Genomic DNA, 19,667 nt, shown 5'->3' with positions numbered 1-19,667 from the left:
TTGATTTATTTCATATTTAACCACTTATTAATTACACATTTTAAACCTTACCCCTGTCGTGGTGTAGAAACAAAAGTGTGTTACATTATATTCCCAGTTTGCGGCGGCAATAGGATGCTAGCCTGAGATGCATACGCATTACCTCATAAGCATGGATGCATAGCACTATCAGAAATAGTAGCCCAAGTATAAACAAAATCGCCAATATATTTGCTTGATATGATCAGCATAGATATGGCTGATTGTTATTTACTCGGCGGTTATCAACGTCATCAATTCCATATAATAATGACATCATGTCTCAGTGACCTTTACTACAGCATTTGAGATATCAGCGATGTAGCATTTGATGATAATAAAACAGGACGTGGCAATAGACGTCTTTTTTGTATCGAACGAACGATATAATTGATTTGCCCTTTATAAAAACCAATCTAAGGATAGAGTATGAGCGCCAACCTAAGTACCACTTTTGATGATAAGAACAGCGAAACATCAACCCTAACTAGCCCCACTTTAGTCCTCAACTGCGGTTCGTCTTCTATCAAATACGCGTTGATTAGCGATGACAACTCTACTCGTATCACCGGTCTTGCCGAAAACTTAGGTCTTGATACAGCCCGTATCAAACATACCACGCTAAATGGCGATAAGTTAGAGATCTCTATCCCTGGCGGTAGTCACAAACTTGCCCTGCAAAAAATTCTAGAGCTACTAGAGCAATATCACTTTATCGCAGTCGGGCACCGCGTGGTACATGGCGGCCGTGAATACTCTCAAGCTGTTCGTGTTGATCAACATGCGTTAGAGGAAGTAAAACGTCTAAAGATATTGGCTCCACTGCATAACCCTGCAAATGCTTTGGGTATTGAAGCGGTGCAAGCTATTTATCCTGACATTCCACAAGTTGTGGTATTTGATACCGCCTTTCACCAAACTATGCCACCGGTCGCCTTCCGCTATGCGTTGCCAAAATATCTATACGAAGAGCACAAAATCCGTCGTTATGGCTTCCATGGTACATCTCATGCATACGTCTCAGAACGTGCTAGCCAGGTTACTGAAGCAAAAGGTCCTCATGGCTGGATAACCGCACATCTAGGCAATGGTTGCTCAGCAACTGCCGTATATGATGGCAAAAGTCTCGATACCAGCATGGGTCTGACCCCGCTTGAGGGACTGATGATGGGCACACGTAGCGGCGATGTCGACCCAAGCTTACATATGCATCTGAAACGTCAGCTCGGTATTAGTCTAGAAGAAACGGATAAGATGCTAAATAGTGAAAGCGGTCTGCTTGGTATTTCTGGCCTATCAAACGATTTGCGTACTATTGAGCAAGCTGCGAGCGAAGGTCATAAAGATGCACAGCTCGCCATCGAGATGTTCTGCTACCGCGCTGGTAAATACCTTGCCAGCTTAAGCTGTGCACTGCCTGAATTCACTGGTATTGTATTCACAGGTGGTATCGGCGAAAACTCTGTCACCACGCGCGCAAGTATTTTAGCCGTCATGCGTCATTTCGGCATCAAGATGGACGCTGAAAAGAACGCTGGATTGTACGGTGGCCAAGAAGGCAGCTTCCAAGCAGAAGGTAGCAGTGTCGAGCTGTGGGTTATTCCTACAGATGAAGAATACCGCATCGCTCAAGAGACTCGTCAAGCATTGAACTTAGTATAAGACGATTGATTATAATGCCTAGCGCTTATCGTTCTAGACGCTTATAAAAAGCTGAAAACAAATAAGATAAAGTGCTTGGCGTTTTTATACTGCATTTTTCATGCTGCTCAAAATGACTCGACGTCTAAAATAAAATAAATTGTAGGACATATTATGCAAACCATTTTACTTGTTCCCATTAGTCGCGGTATCGGTGTGACATCAGCCGCACTAGGGCTAATCCGTGCCTTTGATTATAACGGTATCAAAGCGGGCTTTATGAAGCCGTTTTTGCAAGATGATACGCTAGACAAACAGCACAGCTTAGACAGCTCAAGCGCCTTGACCATGCACGCATTTGGCCTAAATCCGCCTGACTCTATCAGCCGTCAACACGTCGAGCGTATGCTAGGCGATGACAATCTTGATGACTTGATGGAAGAAGTGATTGCCAATTTTCATACGATCGATGATGGTCATGACGTGATTATCTGTGAAGGTCTGGTGCCAACCACTGAGACCTCTTATGCTTCACAAATCAACCGTGCACTTGCTCACGCGCTAGACGCCAAGATTATATTTGTCAGTACCGCTGATATCAGTAAACCTGCTTATTTAGCGGATAAACTGGATGTCCATGCCCGTGAGTTTGGCGGGGTCATCGATTCACGGACACTAGGCGTGATATTGATGCGGGTACAAGACGTGCCGAACACGTTTGATAACCAACCTGTCGCGCCGGGTGAGGCTGTTGTCAGCTTAGATCCGAACTTCCTGCAAGAGGTTCAACGCCTATCGCCTTCGTTTAATACCGAAGTGTTCCGCCTTATCGGTGTTGTCCCTTTTAGTGACTCGTTGTCTGTGCCTCGCACATGGGATATCGCAACAGAGCTCGATGCAACTTGGCTAAATATTGGCGAAGCAAAGACACGTCGTATCAATCGTATTAGCCTAACCGCTCGTTCAGTGGCACGTGTCAACGAAGTCTTTAAGCGTGGTACATTAATGGTCGTGCCTGGCGATCGTGATGACTTGCTATTGGCTGCTGGACTGGCCTGTATCAATGGGATTCCATTGGCAGGTCTAGTATTGACAGGTGGTATAACTCCAAGCGATACAGTTGCTGAGCTTTGGCAGTCAGCGCTCAAAACTGGCATACCTGTCATGAGTGTCGAAAGCGACAGCTACGAGACGGTACAGAGCCTGATGCATATGAGTTCTGAGATTCCAAGTGATGATACAGAACGCGCTGATGAAGTGGCTCGTTATGTGGCGGCTCATTTGGATCTGAGCTGGATTAAAGAATACTTCAGCCGCAATCATGAGCCACGTCTGTCACCATCAGCGTTTCGCCATCAGTTGGTCAAAAAATCACAGCATGCTAAAAAACGTATTGTGCTGCCAGAAGGCGCGGAACCACGTACGGTTGAAGCTGCCTGTATCTGTCAGAGTCGCGGTATTGCCAACTGCGTACTACTTGCTAAGCGTAGTGACGTTGAGCAAGTGGCCAAAAACCGTGATCTAACGCTACCTGAAGGGTTAGAGATCATCGATCCTGATAACCTCGATATGAGTAGATATATCGCCGCTGTCGTAGAACGCCGTAAAGGTAAAACCACTGCAGAAGTTGCTGCTGAATATCTAAAAGACACAGTCTATTTAGGTACTATCATGCTCCAACTAGACGAAGTCGATGGTCTGGTCTCAGGTGCGATTCATACCACTGCTAATACAGTACGCCCAGCATTCCAGTTGATTAAGACCGCGCCACAATACTCACTCGTGTCGTCAGTATTCTTTATGCTGCTACCTGAGCAAGTGGTCGTCTATGGTGACTGTGCGATCAACCCAGATCCTAACGCTGAAGAGCTGGCAGAGATTGCCATTCAATCAGCACAGTCTGCTGCTGCCTTTGGTATCGATCCAAAAGTTGCAATGATCAGCTACTCTACCGGCTCATCAGGCGCAGGCGCGGATGTCGAAAAAGTCGCCCGTGCAACCCAAATCGTTCGCGAGCGTGCACCAGACCTCAAAGTCGACGGCCCGCTACAGTATGATGCGGCGTCTGTCATGAGCGTCGGTAAGCAAAAAGCGCCTGACTCACCTGTCGCTGGACAAGCCAACGTCTTTATCTTCCCTGACCTCAACACTGGTAACACCACTTATAAAGCAGTACAGCGTAGTGCCAACGTCGTCAGTGTCGGCCCTATGCTACAAGGCTTGAATAAACCCGTGAATGATTTATCACGTGGTGCCTTGGTCGACGATATCGTTTATACCATCGCGTTAACCGCTATCCAAGCGTATAGCGATCTGATTTAATTGCTGTAAGACTTACCCGTTAAAGTCCTATACCAAGCCGACTATCATTATGATGGTCGGTTTTTTATTGGTACTCTGGTGGCAGACAGTGGTGACAGATGCTCGTCTGCCCTCTACAATAGCGCTATCATCAAATTATTTACCCTAAAAAGGTCAGCCAGTAAAAGAGTAAGGTGCATCAACGTTCAAGTGCGCCCTATCTACTTTGATACATTTATTTATGCCAAATACGAGCAACAGCCCTCAAGAAAAAACACCTACACCTGCCATTCGTGCCTACCTTGGTGGCTCGTTCGATCCCGTACATAATGGTCATTTAGAAGTCGCGATGTCTGTCTATCAGCACCTACTACCAATCGCAACGCGGCTACAGCGCACACTGCATGTGTCCTTATTACCCAATGCCCGCTCGCCATTTAAGACGCAAAGTACAGACCCTAACCATCGCTTAGCCATGCTAAAACTAGCGACGGAGAATATGCCGATACAGATTAATGAGATGGAGCTCTGGCAAGCGCCGCCTGTCTATACGATCGACAGTGTACGCACATTAAGACAGCAATATCCTAATGACAGCTTGATATTTATTATGGGTATGGACAGCGCTCATAGTTTGGATAAATGGAAAGATGGCTTACGTCTCACCGACCATGTCAATCTATGGGTGTTTAATCGTCAGAGCAGTACTGATGTGAGCGATGGTATTAGCAATAAACTTTCTGACAGTATTATATCTTCTAAAAATAATACAGCGACTACCCAAGATGTTAGTTTCTTAAAAACGCAACTGCCGTTGGCGTTACAAGCACATATAACAGACTCACCTATCGAGCTATTAACTCCAACCATCCAGTGCTCGTCAGATAGTTTAAACTCAAACAGTACTAATCCGACTAGCCCTGACTTAAACAGCCCTGACTTGAAAAACGCCAATCAAGGACGCATTTATATAGATTCGCGACCTATTACTGCGGTATCAAGCACACAAATACGTGAGCAGCTACAGAGAATAGACGATCAAACAAATAAAATGCCAGTCGCTGAGAGGCAAATCGCATCTATAGCATCAATAAATGATATCATTAGCAATACTGAATCTAATCCATTAGCTAAATGGCTAAATCCTGCTGTTTATCAATATATTATCGCCCATCAGCTATATTCTGCTGCTCAATTCCGTTAAAATCGCCTTATCTATGTCATTTTGCCTATCCTGTCTTTATGCGTGACTGACGACATATGATCAGTCGGATAAGACAAATTGACGTTTTACCCCTTTATTTTACATATTTACGATTCAAGAGATTAAAATTTATGACCAACACCATGACTGCAGAACGCCTAACAGAATGCTTGACCCTAGTACAAAGCGCTCTAGATGATATGAAAGCAAAAAACATCACTGTAATGAATGTAGAAGATTTGACTGACGTAACAGAGCGCATCATCATCGCTGATGGTACCTCAAAGCGTCATGTACGTGCGATGGCTGATAGCGTCGGCGCTGAAGCTAAGCAAGCTGGTTTTATGCCACTTGGCCGTGAAGGCGGCATCGATTCTGACTGGACGTTGATTGATTTGGGCGCGGTTGTCGTCCACATGATGACGCCACAAGCACGTGAGTTTTATGACCTAGAAGGCCTATGGTCATCACCTGAACAGTTGGCTGAGCTAGTTGCTACGCCGCGTGAAAAGAAAACTGCAGGTCGTCGTAACAAAAACAAATAAGCTTATCAGTGACGATATTCGTTCAAGATTAAGAAACGCTACACCAAAAAGACCAGAATATTTATTCTGGTCTTTTTGGTGTAAATTTTATGGTGATGAACCAGTATAATCAGATACATCATTGAGTACAGATAAGCTCATTTCGTATCAATATTTATTAGACATTAAAATTAAACCGCCAAAATTAAGCCGCCTTAGCCTATTCATTCTACCTATTAGGAAACCTTATGAGCGCAGAATCGAACACGTCATTACCTGAGCAAACTTTAACAAAATCGCCTGAGCAAACACTAACAGACTTTAATCAAGACCTGCCCCTACATATCGCTACCCTCACTTGTGTCCGCGCTGGCAAGTCTATGCCATTCGCTCGTGAAGAAATGAGCGCCATTGATAAAGCACCTATCAAATCTCCTGTCGCCGTCAACTTTATGGGCTTAACCACTGATGAACAGGCTGACCGTAAGCATCATGGTGGCCCACTTAAAGCCGTGCATCAACTAGCGCCTGCGACTTATGCAAAAATCAATACAGAGTTCAGTTTAAAGGTTCGTGTCGGTACGCTAGGAGAAAACCTTACGACTGAAGCTGTCGATGGTTTGCCTGAAATGACCGAATCTATGGTTTGTATTGGCGATGTTTTTCAATACGGTGGGCATTTTGAAAACGGTCAAGACACTAGTAATGATGGTGATAGCATTCAATTACGTATCGTCCAACCACGCCGCCCCTGCTACAAAATTAATGACCAAATTGGCCAATTTACCAAAGTACCTAATATCGCAGCATGGGTCAGCAAGCAAGGTATCTCTGGCTGGTACTTCCAAGTTGTACGTGATGGCGTTATAGACGCTGATTTACCAGTTTATTTAATCGAGCGTCCCTACCCGTTTGCGACGCTTGAAAATTTATGGCAACTGGCCAATTCTAAAGAGAAATATGATGCAGATACTATTGAACCGTGGCTCGCGATTGACTGTTTAGAGGACAGTTGGAAAAAGGTTCTGGCTAAAAAAATCCAACAGGATTGAAAAGGTAACACTCAACAAAAACCTTTAATATGACTTTTCTATTTATAAAAGATAGCCACTACCCTGCGTAATGGCGTCACAAGGTTTTTCATGTTCTATGTCAGTTCCATAATAAACACTCTCTCCTTCTACATCTTTGATCGTGAAGGAGCACTCCATGAGTGAACAGACAGGAAGTATCAGCTACCTACAAGCGATAGCGATTAGCGTTGGTGCGATCATCGGCTGGGGCGCTTATGTCATGCCAGGCGATTTGTTTTTGCCACAGTCACAGCTATTAGGCTCTTCTGTTGCTATTATTATCGGTACTTTAGCCATCTATATGGTTGCGCGTGCCTATATTAATTTGCTGACTCAAACGCCAGAGAACGAGTCAGGCGGTATCTATTGGATTGAAAAATACATCAATCGCAAGCATGCCTATATCTATGGTTGGGGCGTCACGATAGGCTATATCTCTATTATCGCGCTCAATATATCAGCCGTCGCTTTGCTACTGCGCTATCTGTTACCTAGCGGCTTACAATTAGGTTATCTGTATACGATTGCTGGTTGGGAAGTCTACGCCAGTGAAGTGTTCTTATGCAGCGCGGCTATTATTCTGTTCAGTTATATCAATCTAAAAGGCGTACGAGTCGGCGCAAAAATCCAACTTTATATCGCCCTCTTTATGATTCTATCAGTCACCGCGCTGTTTTTTGCCTCGCTTTGGATGACACCAACCACCCAAGCATTTTTGCCAACTGATATGTCTAGCAGCTCTATCACTAGTCTGGCATGGTTACCTATCTTGGCCGTTATGCCGTGGGCGTATGTCGGTTTCGAAACCACACCGCAAATTTCAAAGGCGATTAGCGATTCAAAAACCAAGACCAAAAGTATTATCCTAATTTCACTCATCGCCGGTGTGTTGTTTTACTTTTTAATCAACTACTTTACCGCGCTGAACATGAGCTTTGACTATCAAGCAATCAAAGACAGCCATTGGGCGACAGGTGAAGGCATAGACAATCGGATTGGTAGCATCGGTATTTGGCTGCTATCGATCGCTATGATTGGCTCGATAATGAGCGGTATCAATGGCTTTATATTGTCATCGGTCAAGCTCTTAGAATCTATGGGCGACACGTCGTTATTGCCCAGTATATTTAGAGATAAACACAACCAATTTAGTAAGCAAAAAACCGTTATATTGATATGCTTGGTCTGCCTACTCTCTCCTTGGCTGGGTAGAAACTACCTACTCGATATCGTGACAATGGCGTCTTTGGGTATAACCGTTGGCTTCGCTTATGTCACGACCGCTGACCTCATCAATGAGCGAAAAAACAAACAGGCAGGTTTGCTAAATTATCTCTCTGTATTAATCAGTGTGGTCTTTATATCGCTATTACTGCTACCATTTTCACCAGCAGCGCTGTCATTTAATGCTTATGTCTTGCTAGGATTCTTTATTCTGCTTGGGGCAATTGGCTATAAAAAAATCGCAGTCAATCCTAACGTTAATTAACCGTAACCATTCCTACACAGAGCATTTCATGGCAAAAAATATTTCCTCGACTGCATTGGCTTCAGTATTAATATCATCCTCTATGCTATTGCTCGTTGGCTGCGTAACAACGTCAGCGACGCAATATGTAATCGACAGCGATAGCTACCAAGCTACTGGCAAAAGCGAGCGAATCAAAACCATCGTCTTGCACTATACAGTCTCTGATAATGAGCGATCGATAAAGACATTGACCACGGGCAATGTGAGCGCGCACTATCTAGTATTAGACAATGACGATGATAAAATTTATAACCTCGTACCAGAGTCGGAACGCGCATGGCATGCAGGTGATGGCGGCTTTGCAGGACGGACGATATTAAACGATACCTCTATCGGTATCGAGATCGTCAATAGTGGCATTAAGCCTGGATATCGAGACGCGCTAAAAAATGACATGCTCGACTATCATCCTTATGAGCATTATGTGGCATTTGATGAATTGCAGATTAAAAAAGTCGCACAACTGGTGCAAGATATCGCCACGCGCTATGACATCTCACCAAAGAATATCATCGGTCACTCGGATATGGCACCCTCGCGCAAGATAGACCCCGGTGCAAAGTTCCCGTGGGAGCGACTGTATTTCGATTACGGTATCGGCGCTTGGTATGATGAATTTGATAAGCAGTTCTTTATGAATCAAAATGGATTTGCATCGGCCACGATACCTGAGATCAAGCAAGCGTTTCGCAAGTATGGCTATCAAATCAATGACACTGATGCGTGGGACAAGGCCAGTCGCGATGTCGTCTATGCGTTTCAGCTACACTTTAGAGCGCAGCAGCCAACGGGCAATATGGATAGCGAGACCTATGCGATATTGCAGGCACTGAATAAGAAGTATGCTGATACCAACGATTTTTATTAGCCATTAACAACCAAGAATCTATCCATAACAACAATGGAAAAGGAAATACTATGAGCACATTGTTTAGCGTAAATTTGAATAAATTGGCTTTAATCCGTAACTCTCGCGGTACTGACTACCCTAACCTGTTGTACTTTGTGAAGAAGCTGATTGACCTAGGTGTCAAAGGCTTTACTGTACACCCGAGACCCGATGAGCGTCATATCAGATACCAAGACGTCTATGATATCAGTGCATTCTTAAAGGACTATCCAGAGATTGAGTTCAATATCGAAGGCAATCCAAACGAGCAGTTCTTAAAAATTATCCGTGAAGTAAAGCCGCATCAATGTACGCTCGTACCAGACAGCGACGATCAGCTGACCTCCGATCATGGCTTTGACATCATTACCCATCATGAGTTTTTATCAACATTGAGCAAAGAGCTAGAAGCGTTCGGTACGCGCTGTGCGGTGTTTATCGACCCTGATATCGAACAAATCAAAGCGGTCATCGAGAGTGATGTGCAGACGATCGAGATGTATACCGAAGAATGGGCGCGCGCTTATAAGGGCAACCAGTTCGATGAGGTCAAGCAACGTTTTAGCGACTGTATCAACCTAGCCAATCAAAACGGTATCCGAGTCAATGCGGGTCATGATTTGAATTTGGATAATTTGGCTGATCTGCTTGCGCTTAGTGATATCGCTGAAGTGTCGATTGGTCATGCCTTTACGATTGAATCATTGGAACAAGGCATGGATAATGTCGTGCGTCAGTATTTAGCAATTTGTGGCTAGTCCATACTAATAAGCAAATAGTCTATTCACTTTACACTCGATGCGGTGATGCTAGGATATATTTTATGCAGCCTCTGTCAGCGTAGACACAGCAAGCAAGTAAAATTTATACCAGTAGCACGGCAATATTGGCGTATCAATTTTATTTTAAAATGACTACAGTTTGGTTCTATCAGCAGTCCTTATATCTGCATTATCAATACAAACGCTAATAATATTAAAAAAAGGAATATTTATGTATCAAGCCTTTCAAAAACACCTACAACAAGAAATCAGTGATATACGCGAGGCAGGACTGTATAAAAACGAGCGCGTTATTACCTCTCCGCAAGATGCGCTCATCAAGATCGCCGATGGCCGTGAGATGCTTAACTTCTGTGCCAATAATTATCTTGGATTGTCTGACCATCCTGAGATTAAAAAAGCAGCTATCAAGGCCATTGAAGACTCAGGTTATGGCATGTCATCGGTACGTTTTATTTGTGGTACGCAAGACTTGCATAAGCAATTAGAGGCGGCGATTTCTAAATTTTTTAATACCGAAGATACGATTCTTTATGCAGCCTGTTTCGATGCCAATGGCGGTGTTTTTGAGCCACTACTGACCGCCGATGATGCCATTATTTCTGATTCGTTAAACCATGCCTCAATCATCGATGGTGTGCGCCTGTGTAAAGCCGCGCGTTATCGCTATGCCAATGCGGATATGCAGGATTTGGAGACTCAGCTGCAAGCAGCGCAAGCACAGCGTTTTCGTTTAATTGTCACCGATGCCGTGTTTTCAATGGATGGTAATGTGGCGCCGATGGATGAGATTTATGCGTTGGCACAAAAATACGATGCCATGGTTATGATTGACGAGTGTCATTCAGCAGGCGTCGTCGGTCGCACGGGTGGCGGCGTGACAGAGTTGTTTGATCTACGTGGTGATATTGAGCTGATCACGGGTACCTTGGGCAAGGCATTTGGCGGTGCTATTGGCGGCTTTACCACGGGTAAAAAAGAAATGGTTGAGATGTTGCGTCAACGCTCACGCCCGTATCTGTTTTCAAACTCCATTCCGCCGATGATCGCTGCCGCTGGGTTAAAAGCGTTTGAGATGCTAGCGCAAGACAATACCCTACAAGATAAACTGCATGAAAATACCGCCTATTTTGTGAAGAAAATGCAAGATGCGGGCTTCGATATCAAGCCTACCGAATCGGCAATTTGTGCAGTTATGCTTTATGATGCCAACGTCTCGCAGCAAATGGCAGACGCACTGCTTGAAGAAGGCATTTATGTGATTGGCTTCTTCTATCCTGTCGTGCCAAAAAATGAGGCTCGTATTCGTGTGCAGCTCTCTGCTGCTCATACTCGCGAGCAGCTCGACCAGTGTATCGCCGCCTTTATCAAAGTCGCCAAACAAATGAAGGTGATTGATTAAGCGTCGCTCGGATTTACTCGCTGAATTCAATAATTAAGTACAACACAGTTAAATAAGAAAAAAGTATGAAAGCACTGGTTAAAGCTCATGCCGAAAAAGGCATCTGGATGCAAGACATGCCAGAACCAACGGTCGGCATCAATGACGTTAAAATTAAAATTAAAAAAACCGCCATCTGTGGCACAGATTTGCACATTTATAAGTGGGATGAGTGGTCACAAAAGACCATAAAAACGCCGATGATTATCGGACATGAATATGTCGGTGTCATTAGTGAAATGGGCGATGGCGTCAAGCATCTTGAAATAGGTGATCGTGTCACAGGCGAAGGCCATATCGCGTGCGGGCATTGCCGTAACTGCCGCCGTGGCAAGCTACATGTGTGCGAAAACACCATAGGCGTGGGCGTCGACCGCGATGGCTCGTTTGCCGAATATTTGGTGATACCTGCCGATAATGCCATCAAACTCGATGAGCGTATCAGCGATGAGATGGCCGCCATTATGGACCCCTTTGGCAATGCCACGCATACTGCCCTATCATTTCCAGTACTTGGTGAAGATGTGCTAATCACGGGTGCAGGACTGATTGGTTCCATGGCAACGGCGATTTGCCGCTTCGCAGGGGCGCGTAATATTGTGGTCAGTGATATCAGTGACTATCGCTTGGAGCTTGCCAAAAAAATGGGTGCGACGATGACCATCAACCCAGCCAAAGGTGAAACCATCGAAGGCGCTATCGATACCTTAAAAATGCACGGCTTCGATATCGGACTTGAGATGTCAGGCTCGCCTCAGGCCTTTGATTCGATGATTACGAACATGTATAACGGCTCTAAAATCGCGCTCTTGGGTATTTTGCCTAACACCACCACGGTGGATTGGAGCAAGATTATTTTTAAGGCGTTAACCTTAAAGGGTATCTATGGCCGTGAGATGTGGGAGACGTGGTATCAGATGGAGCAAATGCTGATTAGCGGTATTGATCTGTCGCCAATCATTACCCATCGCATGCACATCGATGACTTCCAAGAAGGCTTTGATATCATGGAAAGTGGGCAATGCGGTAAGGTGATTTTAAGCTGGGATTAATTTTAGCGATTCAGCATTTCAGGAGTCGTGGTTAATTTGTACATTGTCACGACTTACAAAACGGTACTGATTTCAGTGCCGTTTTTTATAGGGTAAAAATCATACAGGGGGTAAGGTATGGGCGATTCTGAAGCCGAAAAACTTGAAAATTATTTAGCAGAAAAAGCCAAGCAAGATCAGGAAAAAGGACAAGCGTCTGAGCCGCTCTCTGCCTATGATGCTTGCGTGCTAAAAGAAAGTGCTAAAATTCATGAGTTGATAGCAGAGGCTGAAAGTTCAAATATTATTTAGCTTCATGAACCTATCTTTTAAGAAAAAGTTGTTAATCAACTTGTTTTAAGTTAACCAACAACTATCTTACTGCTTATCGAATACATTAATTTTACATATTAATATTGGCATAAGATATTATTGAATTATTTTACTCTCATTTTGAAATGTATAACTTCATGAGATAAATAAAGCTAAGCCACAAAAACTGAAGTATTGTTATCTATCTCCCATTTCAAAATCTCATCATAAATCATTGTTTTCTTGAAAGAATCCATGTTAAACGAAACTCTAAGGTTTGACTCTATATCTTTATTTGACAAGCCTTTGTGTCCGTGGATTTTATTAAAAAAACTTGCCAATACCCGTGCTAAATCATGTCCGTTAGTCAATTGAAATAAATCATAAAATTGTAGATCAATTGATTCTACTTCCCTTCGTAAGAAACTCTCATCTGTGACAGTAGCCTTTTTCGAACTACTAAGCATCCTATTAATATATTGTGAAAGATCTATTTTAAAGTTATTGAAATCTAATAAATCAATAAAACCTGATTCAAATTTTATTCGTCTTGAGTTGATATCATTTTTCAATTTGAATAAGCTAATTGGAGATAACAACATCATTAACTTCTTCAATGTCTCGTCAAAATCAGTACTATTAATTGAAGTATATTCTGAAAACAAAGAAGATAGGGACTCTGAACAGCTTAGAATAGTCGTTTCAATATCATGATAATCGGTTAAAACAATATTTTTTTTATGGTAACTAGGATTATTTATTCGAATAAAGTCAGCATCCCTAATAGCAACAATAAGAGCATGGATAGGGAGTAAAGTTACTATACATTCTTCCAATTTACCATTGCCACCTGGAATACTTTCTACCTTACACTTATCTAAGTCAAAAAATTTGCGAAAAAGACGAACATCACTTACACCTTCTAAAAATATAAAGTTAATGCCATTAGAGTTTGGGTTCTTAAAGTCAAGTCTTAGCTCACCCATTTTTGTTTCATAAGTAATGTCTTCTTTCTTCATAGTTTTTTCTCTAACGTGTACACTAAGTCCCATCTATCATTTATTATTGATGGTGAATGAGTGGCAAGTAACACCTGAAAATCCTGTAATTCGATAATTTTTAATAAATCATCTAAGAATTCTTTTTGCCATGTTACATGAAGTGAGATTTCCGGCTCATCAATAAGTACTAATATTCCTTTGCTGGTTTTAAAAATAAGTTCGTATAGCATAACGAGTTCATGCTGTTCACCAGAAGACAAATCGCTTAACTGTAGTTTTTTTCCTCTATCTGTTTGAAAATAAAAACCCTTTTCTTTATCAATAACGATAGATTTGAATGTAAAACGGCGTTCGTTAAGAATACTAGTGAATAACTCTAGCTTCTCTAATAAATCATCAAAAACTCTTAATTTTTTTTCTGAATCACTTAGATAAACTGATAACGCTTTAGAGTCCTCTTCATTATAAGCTAACGTTTCCTGCATTCCTTCATGCAGACCATTGCGAGCTAACTTGTCTATTTTACTAGATAAGTGGTCAAACCTCTTATCATATTCTGATTGAGTTATTGTATCTCTAGCTGTAATTAAACGACGAGGATAGGTTCTATCTAATTCTTGAGATATAGAAAAAGATTCACGCATTTTTTTATTAATTAATAAAGTAAGCTCTTCAGCATAAGCATTGACTGTTTCTGTCATTACTGTTTGATTTTTTTCCGACCTATTTCTAATACCTATAGAGGAGCTATTAACTTTTTTAAATAAGCGTTGCTCTTCAATTAGATGTACTTGCATCGAATTCAGTATGCTATTAGAAATTTCTCCAATTTCAAATTTATTTATATTCTTTCTATAACTGAGTGGTAGTTCTGAACCATATCTTTGAATCACTTGTGTCAAATTTAATTCTTCATCATGAAAATGATCAAACCAAACTTCATCACCTAATCGTGATACATGCAGATAGTTTTCAAGGCGATCAATCATATTACTAGGAATTAATTTATTCAATAAGAAAGATTCTACAGATTTGTTATTTTGAATAAACTCTATTTTCACATCTTCTACAGGCTCATTTTCATCCATTTCAAAAAGACTTTCTTGAATAACTTGCGATCCCTTAACCTTACTAATATTTATTTGCGTCCCATTATTCAAATGTATAAATATCTCAGAAAATACTAATTGATGAAAAAAAGAGAACTTTCTATTAAACAAACTATAAATAATATTTAGTACTTGAGTTTTACCAAAGCCATTAGCACCTGTCAAAATAAGCACATTACCATCAGTAGCATAATTAATATCATAATCGAAGATTTCGAATAACCCTCTTATGTGTATAGATTTCAAGCTCGTAGTAGGTCTGCTATCATTTACCATAACGATTCCAATTAATTTTAACTATTTTATAGATATATAGTCGGTACTGAAGAAAATAAATACACTACGCTATACAACATAACTGGGGTAGTTTGCTTACGTAGACAGAGGCTACATAAAACTTATCCTGACCCGTTGTATCTTCTTTATATTTACGTGACTATAGTGTAGTTAAACATTACCATTGTGATATAAGAAAATCTATGGTTTGATAGATTATAATCGCTAGCCTACCCTATAGTTATTTCTTAGACCAAATTTATCTATGTAGATTATCAAATATTCTACCCAAGACTAAAGAAAGTGAGCCAATTAGCTCACTTTCCTATTATCTAAAAACAAAAATCTTCTATCTAAACCAAGCACGCGCGTTACGGAACATACGCATCCACGCGCCGTCCTCGTCCCACTCTTCTGGCTTCCAGCTGTGGTTATAGGCTTTTAGGTTACGCTCAGGGTGTGGCATCATGATAGTGACGCGACCATCAGTGCTACACAGACCCGTGACCCCGCCGAGCGAGCCGTTTGGATTGAGCGGATAGGTCTCGGTTGGATGACCTTGGCTATCGACATAACGCATCGCGAGCTGACCGTGGTTTGCCATACCGTCGATTTCGTTGTTGTCTAGCGTGGCATAACCTTCACCATGCGCCACCGCGATTGGCAAGATACTGTCTTGCATACCTTTGAACAGGATCGACTTGGTACGCTCAACTTTCACGTTGACCGTACGCGCTTCAAAACGAGCTGATTTGTTCGCGACGAAACGTGGGAAGTTTTCTGCACCTGGGATGAGGTCTTTTAACTGAGCCATCATTTGACAACCGTTACAGACACCTAGTGAGAAGGTATCAGGACGGGCAAAGAAGCGAACAAACTGCATGCGTAGCTCGTCATGGAACAAGATAGAGTTCGCCCAACCAGAGCCAGCACCCAATACATCACCATAACTAAAGCCACCACAAGCGACCAAACCGTCGAAATCACGTAGATTGATACGACCACTGAGTAGATCACTCATGTGTACATCGACCGCTTCAAATCCTGCTTGGGTAAAGCCTGCTGCCATCTCTGTCTGACCATTGACGCCTTGCTCACGGAGGATGGCAACTCTTGGTTTATTGTCACGACTAGCTAAGTATGGTTCTTCCACCTTTTGATTCAGATCAAAGTTTGGCGCAGCGATGAGGCCTTTATGGCTCGCATCAGCAATCAAGTCATACTCCTGCTGTACGCAGGCTGGGTTATCACGGCGACGCGCGATTTGATAGCTGACCTGCGTCCATGCTTGCTGTAACTCGCTACGGCTAAAGCGTAAAGTGTCGTCACCCATGAGCGTTGGCGTTTGGATAAGCAGGCTATCTTCTTCAGAGCTTTGACCAACGAGGCTTAGCATGTCGCTGACGTTAAATTCTTCTGCCAATTGCATGAGCGCCGCAACGTTTTCTGGCAATACTTGGATAACTGCGCCCAGCTCTTCACTGAACAGCTGACCAAGTAAGTTATCGTCATTTAATGACAGCTTGATACCCTGACGGCTGGTGAATTGCATCTCCGCGATAGTCGCAAGTAGACCACCATCACCGATATCGTGATAAGCACTGATGACGCCTTGTGCATTACCCGCTTGGATAAAGTTAAAGAAGTCGATCAGGTCGCTTGGTTGCGCTAAATCTGGGCAATCGTTACCCAATTGGCTAAGCGTTTGCGCAAGGATTGAACCGCCTAGACGTAATTTGCCTTTAGACAAGTCAATACGGTAGAACGCGCTGTCGCCATTGATGAGCTCAGGGGTTAGCGTTTTTGCGACGTCAACGACAGGGGCAAACGCAGTCACGACCAAGCTCATTGGCGACACAACGGACTTATCTTGATTTTCACCATTGTCATTGGCGTTATCAGTCCAGTTAGCACGCATCGATAGCGAGTCTTTACCGACTGGGATAGCGATACCGAGTGCTGGGCACAGCTCTTCACCGACGGCATGTACCGCGTCGAACAATGCCGCATCTTCTACGTCATCACCACACGCGGCCATCCAGTTCGCTGACATAGTGATATCAGACAATTGAGCGATACGCGCACCAGCAATGTTAGTAATCGCTTCACCGACTGCTAGACGCGCAGAGGCTTTTGGACTGATAAGCGCAACAGGCGTACGCTCGCCGACACTCATTGCTTCGCCAGTCATTGGCTGACCATCTAATGCCACCAAGCCAGAAGCCGTCACCGCACAATCTGATACAGGCACTTGATAGCGACCCACATACTGATCACGCACGACCATACCTGTGATAGAGCGGTCACCAATGCTAATCAAGAATGATTTGCTCGCGACAGTTGGGTGACGCAATACATCGGTAATTGACTCGGCTAGATTAACGTCATCAAGCTCTAATGCTGGTAACGTGCTCTCGGTACGCTCAAAGCTGCGTTGCATTTTTGGTGTACCGCCGAGCAGTACTTGCATCGGCATATCGACTGGTTGCTCGTCCAACAGCTCATCATCAACGATTAGCTGACGGATATCCGTCGCCTCGCCCAAGATGGCATATGGGCAGCGCTCACGGGCACAGATAGCATCGAACTGATCTTTACTCTCTGGGCGAATCGCCAGCACATAACGTTCTTGCGCTTCGTTTGACCAGATGGCCATTGGCGACATGCCAGCTTCTAATGATGGAATCTTACGCAAGTTCAGATGCGCGCCCATTTCATGATCATTGACCAGCTCTGGCATTGCATTAGACAGACCACCTGCCCCTACATCATGTAGTGAGACAATTGGGTTGCCGTCTTTACTGTTATTACTTACATCGACATCATCACCAGCGAGTGCCCAGCAGCGATCAAGGACTTCTTGGCAACGACGCTCCATCTCAGCGTTATCGCGCTGAACTGAGGCAAAATCCAAACCTTCATCAAGGTCACCACTATCGACTGACGATGCGGCACCGCCGCCCAGACCGATTTGCATCGCAGGACCACCAAGAACAATTAGCAAATCGCCTTTTGTGATTGCATTTTTTTCAATCAGGTTGCGTTTGATATTGCCGTAACCACCTGCCAACATGATTGGCTTATGATAGCCGCGCATCTCGCTACCGTCTTTTGCCGCAGAGGTATCTAGCTGAAAACTACGGAAGTAACCGCATAGGTTTGGACGACCAAATTCGTTTGAGAAATTGGCTGAGCCTAATGGCGCTTCGGTCATGATCTCAAGGCTGGTAGCCATACGATCTGGCGTACCATAATCCTGCGTGCTCAATTGACCTGACTGCTCCCACTTTTCGCTAAGCTCTGGGATATGCAGATGTGACACATGGAACCCTGTTAGACCCGCTTTTGGCTTACCGCCACGACCAGTCGCACCTTCGTCACGAATCTCACCGCCAGCACCTGTTGCCGCACCAGAATAAGGGGCAATCGCTGTTGGGTGGTTATGCGTCTCAACTTTCATTAAGATATCGATGTTTTCTTGATGAAAGTCGTAAGGATGGATTGAATTGGCATCCATCGCGTCGGTTGGAATAGGATAAAAACGCATGCCGTCAGACCCTGCCATGACCGCGGCGTTGTCTTTATAGGCTGATAAGATACCTTGTGGGTTCGACTGGTACGTGTTTTTAATCATTTGGAACAGTGACTTTGGCTGCACTTCACCATCGACTGTCCATTGGGCATTGAAGATCTTATGACGGCAATGCTCTGAGTTGGCCTGTGCAAACATCATCAGCTCAACGTCCGTTGGATTACGCTTTAGCTCATTGACATAGGCATTCATTAAATAATCAATGTCTTCACTTGATAACGCAAAGCCGAACTCTGTATTGGCAGACTCTAGCGCTGCCTGACCTTGTCCGATCACGTCGATATGATTCAGTGATGCTGGCGCTTGATCATCGAACAATTTGCTCACATCGCTCAAGTCATAAACCAAGCTCTGCGTCATACGGTCAAACAACAATTGCTCAGCGTCTACTGGTAGTTTTTCGCCTGCGTCACCGTCTATTTTTTCATCGAGGGTTAACGTATAAACAACGACACGCTCAACGCGGTTGATCTCGATTTCACAGTTATTAAAGATATCTGTCGCTTTACTTGCCCATGGCGATATCGTACCAAAACGTGGCCCAACGATGACTTGTAGTTGGTTGTCTTGCGGCGCATTTAGCGTTGCTGACTGGTCAACCGCTAGTAAATCTAGCGCTTTTTTATGTTCATCACCAGATAGCTCTCGTGATAGCACATACACTTGCTGTGTACTTATTTGACTGACATTTAGCTCGGTTTTTTGCTGAAACTGACTGATGAGTTGCTGCGTCTGAAAATCGGTAAGAAACGGTTGTCCGGCGATGGTCATCATAAAGGCATAATCCGTAAGATCAAGGCATCTCTGCCATGCTAAGTAAATGGTCTGGGTATTATAACAAGAAGACCTGTAATAAGCAGGTCTAAACCAAGATAAATTGCCGATAAGTTGCATTCTATCGCGACTTACTATTTGCGAATCGATAATTCAAAAAAATATCTT

The 19,667-nt window shown here is 43.4% G+C and carries 14 protein-coding genes; 11 read left to right on the top strand and 3 right to left on the bottom strand.

What is annotated here, in order from left to right; genetic code table 11:
• Nucleotides 1-447: 447 nt before the first annotated feature.
• The 11 genes from HCZ91_RS02985 to HCZ91_RS02935 all read left to right on the top strand — a co-directional run bounded on the left by HCZ91_RS02985 (nucleotide 448) and on the right by HCZ91_RS02935 (nucleotide 12,747).
• Complete coding sequence (locus HCZ91_RS02985; RefSeq protein WP_102078029.1) at nucleotides 448-1,680, top strand: acetate kinase; 1,233 nt, start codon at nucleotides 448-450, stop codon at nucleotides 1,678-1,680.
• 153 nt (nucleotides 1,681-1,833) lie between these two features.
• Nucleotides 1,834-3,981 carry a phosphate acetyltransferase gene (pta, locus tag HCZ91_RS02980; RefSeq protein WP_179798053.1) on the top strand — a complete coding sequence of 716 codons (2,148 nt, stop codon included), beginning with the start codon at nucleotides 1,834-1,836 and terminating at the stop codon, nucleotides 3,979-3,981.
• Nucleotides 3,982-4,201: 220 nt separating this feature from the next.
• The gene (locus HCZ91_RS02975; RefSeq protein WP_179798052.1) at nucleotides 4,202-5,164 is read left to right on the top strand and encodes a nicotinate-nicotinamide nucleotide adenylyltransferase; all 963 of its coding nucleotides are present in this window, start codon (nucleotides 4,202-4,204) and stop codon (nucleotides 5,162-5,164) included.
• A gap of 131 nt (nucleotides 5,165-5,295) precedes the next feature.
• Nucleotides 5,296-5,709, top strand: a complete 414-nt coding sequence (rsfS, locus tag HCZ91_RS02970) for a ribosome silencing factor (protein ID WP_102094660.1) — start codon at nucleotides 5,296-5,298, stop codon at nucleotides 5,707-5,709.
• Nucleotides 5,710-6,068: 359 nt separating this feature from the next.
• On the top strand, nucleotides 6,069-6,740 hold the full coding sequence (locus HCZ91_RS02965; protein WP_257019959.1) for an MOSC domain-containing protein: 672 nt from the start codon (nucleotides 6,069-6,071) through the stop codon (nucleotides 6,738-6,740).
• Nucleotides 6,741-6,897: 157 nt separating this feature from the next.
• Entirely contained in the window at nucleotides 6,898-8,250 is a 1,353-nt protein-coding gene (locus tag HCZ91_RS02960; RefSeq protein ID WP_179798049.1) for an APC family permease, read from the top strand.
• A gap of 28 nt (nucleotides 8,251-8,278) precedes the next feature.
• Nucleotides 8,279-9,160 (top strand): N-acetylmuramoyl-L-alanine amidase, encoded by an 882-nt coding sequence (locus HCZ91_RS02955; protein ID WP_179798046.1) that lies wholly within the window; start codon nucleotides 8,279-8,281, stop codon nucleotides 9,158-9,160.
• A 50-nt stretch (nucleotides 9,161-9,210) separates the two neighbouring features.
• Nucleotides 9,211-9,939, top strand: coding sequence for a pyridoxine 5'-phosphate synthase (locus HCZ91_RS02950; RefSeq protein WP_179798044.1), 729 nt, complete (start codon nucleotides 9,211-9,213; stop codon nucleotides 9,937-9,939).
• Between the two features lie 235 nt (nucleotides 9,940-10,174).
• Nucleotides 10,175-11,365 carry a glycine C-acetyltransferase gene (gene kbl, locus HCZ91_RS02945; RefSeq protein WP_179798042.1) on the top strand — a complete coding sequence of 397 codons (1,191 nt, stop codon included), beginning with the start codon at nucleotides 10,175-10,177 and terminating at the stop codon, nucleotides 11,363-11,365.
• A 65-nt stretch (nucleotides 11,366-11,430) separates the two neighbouring features.
• On the top strand, nucleotides 11,431-12,456 hold the full coding sequence (tdh, locus tag HCZ91_RS02940; protein ID WP_179798040.1) for an L-threonine 3-dehydrogenase: 1,026 nt from the start codon (nucleotides 11,431-11,433) through the stop codon (nucleotides 12,454-12,456).
• A 117-nt stretch (nucleotides 12,457-12,573) separates the two neighbouring features.
• A complete protein-coding gene (locus tag HCZ91_RS02935) occupies nucleotides 12,574-12,747 on the top strand; it encodes a hypothetical protein (protein ID WP_179798038.1) in 174 nt (57 codons plus the stop codon).
• A 173-nt stretch (nucleotides 12,748-12,920) separates the two neighbouring features.
• Here the strand turns inward: HCZ91_RS02935 and HCZ91_RS02930 are convergent, their stop codons facing one another.
• The 3 genes from HCZ91_RS02930 to purL all read right to left on the bottom strand — a co-directional run bounded on the left by HCZ91_RS02930 (nucleotide 12,921) and on the right by purL (nucleotide 19,499).
• Entirely contained in the window at nucleotides 12,921-13,766 is an 846-nt protein-coding gene (locus HCZ91_RS02930; protein ID WP_179798036.1) for a hypothetical protein, read from the bottom strand.
• Nucleotides 13,763-15,133, bottom strand: a complete 1,371-nt coding sequence (locus tag HCZ91_RS02925) for an AAA family ATPase (protein ID WP_179798033.1) — start codon at nucleotides 15,131-15,133, stop codon at nucleotides 13,763-13,765. Before HCZ91_RS02925 ends, HCZ91_RS02930 begins: the two co-directional genes overlap by 4 nt.
• 349 nt (nucleotides 15,134-15,482) lie before the next feature.
• Nucleotides 15,483-19,499 (bottom strand): phosphoribosylformylglycinamidine synthase, encoded by a 4,017-nt coding sequence (gene purL / locus HCZ91_RS02920; RefSeq protein WP_179798031.1) that lies wholly within the window; start codon nucleotides 19,497-19,499, stop codon nucleotides 15,483-15,485.
• Nucleotides 19,500-19,667 lie beyond the last annotated feature (168 nt).

The sequence above is a fragment of the Psychrobacter sp. BI730 genome (assembly GCF_013414195.1).
Lineage (GTDB): Bacteria > Pseudomonadota > Gammaproteobacteria > Pseudomonadales > Moraxellaceae > Psychrobacter.
The sequence above is the reverse complement of the archived record's forward strand: the minus strand, read 5'-3'. Positions and strand labels throughout refer to the sequence as shown.

Excerpts from the sequence above, each read along its gene's own strand:
- HCZ91_RS02965 (WP_257019959.1), top strand. The coding sequence starts at position 6,069 with ATGCCATTCGCTCGTGAAGAAATGAGCGCCATTGATAAAGCACCTATC.
- HCZ91_RS02955 (WP_179798046.1), top strand. The coding sequence starts at position 8,279 with ATGGCAAAAAATATTTCCTCGACTGCATTGGCTTCAGTATTAATATCA.
- rsfS (WP_102094660.1), top strand. The coding sequence starts at position 5,296 with ATGACCAACACCATGACTGCAGAACGCCTAACAGAATGCTTGACCCTA.
- pta (WP_179798053.1), top strand. The coding sequence starts at position 1,834 with ATGCAAACCATTTTACTTGTTCCCATTAGTCGCGGTATCGGTGTGACA.
- HCZ91_RS02935 (WP_179798038.1), top strand. The coding sequence starts at position 12,574 with ATGGGCGATTCTGAAGCCGAAAAACTTGAAAATTATTTAGCAGAAAAA.
- kbl (WP_179798042.1), top strand. The coding sequence starts at position 10,175 with ATGTATCAAGCCTTTCAAAAACACCTACAACAAGAAATCAGTGATATA.
- HCZ91_RS02925 (WP_179798033.1), bottom strand. The coding sequence starts at position 15,133 with ATGGTAAATGATAGCAGACCTACTACGAGCTTGAAATCTATACACATA.
- HCZ91_RS02960 (WP_179798049.1), top strand. The coding sequence starts at position 6,898 with ATGAGTGAACAGACAGGAAGTATCAGCTACCTACAAGCGATAGCGATT.
- tdh (WP_179798040.1), top strand. The coding sequence starts at position 11,431 with ATGAAAGCACTGGTTAAAGCTCATGCCGAAAAAGGCATCTGGATGCAA.
- HCZ91_RS02930 (WP_179798036.1), bottom strand. The coding sequence starts at position 13,766 with ATGAAGAAAGAAGACATTACTTATGAAACAAAAATGGGTGAGCTAAGA.
- HCZ91_RS02950 (WP_179798044.1), top strand. The coding sequence starts at position 9,211 with ATGAGCACATTGTTTAGCGTAAATTTGAATAAATTGGCTTTAATCCGT.
- purL (WP_179798031.1), bottom strand. The coding sequence starts at position 19,499 with ATGATGACCATCGCCGGACAACCGTTTCTTACCGATTTTCAGACGCAG.
- HCZ91_RS02985 (WP_102078029.1), top strand. The coding sequence starts at position 448 with ATGAGCGCCAACCTAAGTACCACTTTTGATGATAAGAACAGCGAAACA.
- HCZ91_RS02975 (WP_179798052.1), top strand. The coding sequence starts at position 4,202 with ATGCCAAATACGAGCAACAGCCCTCAAGAAAAAACACCTACACCTGCC.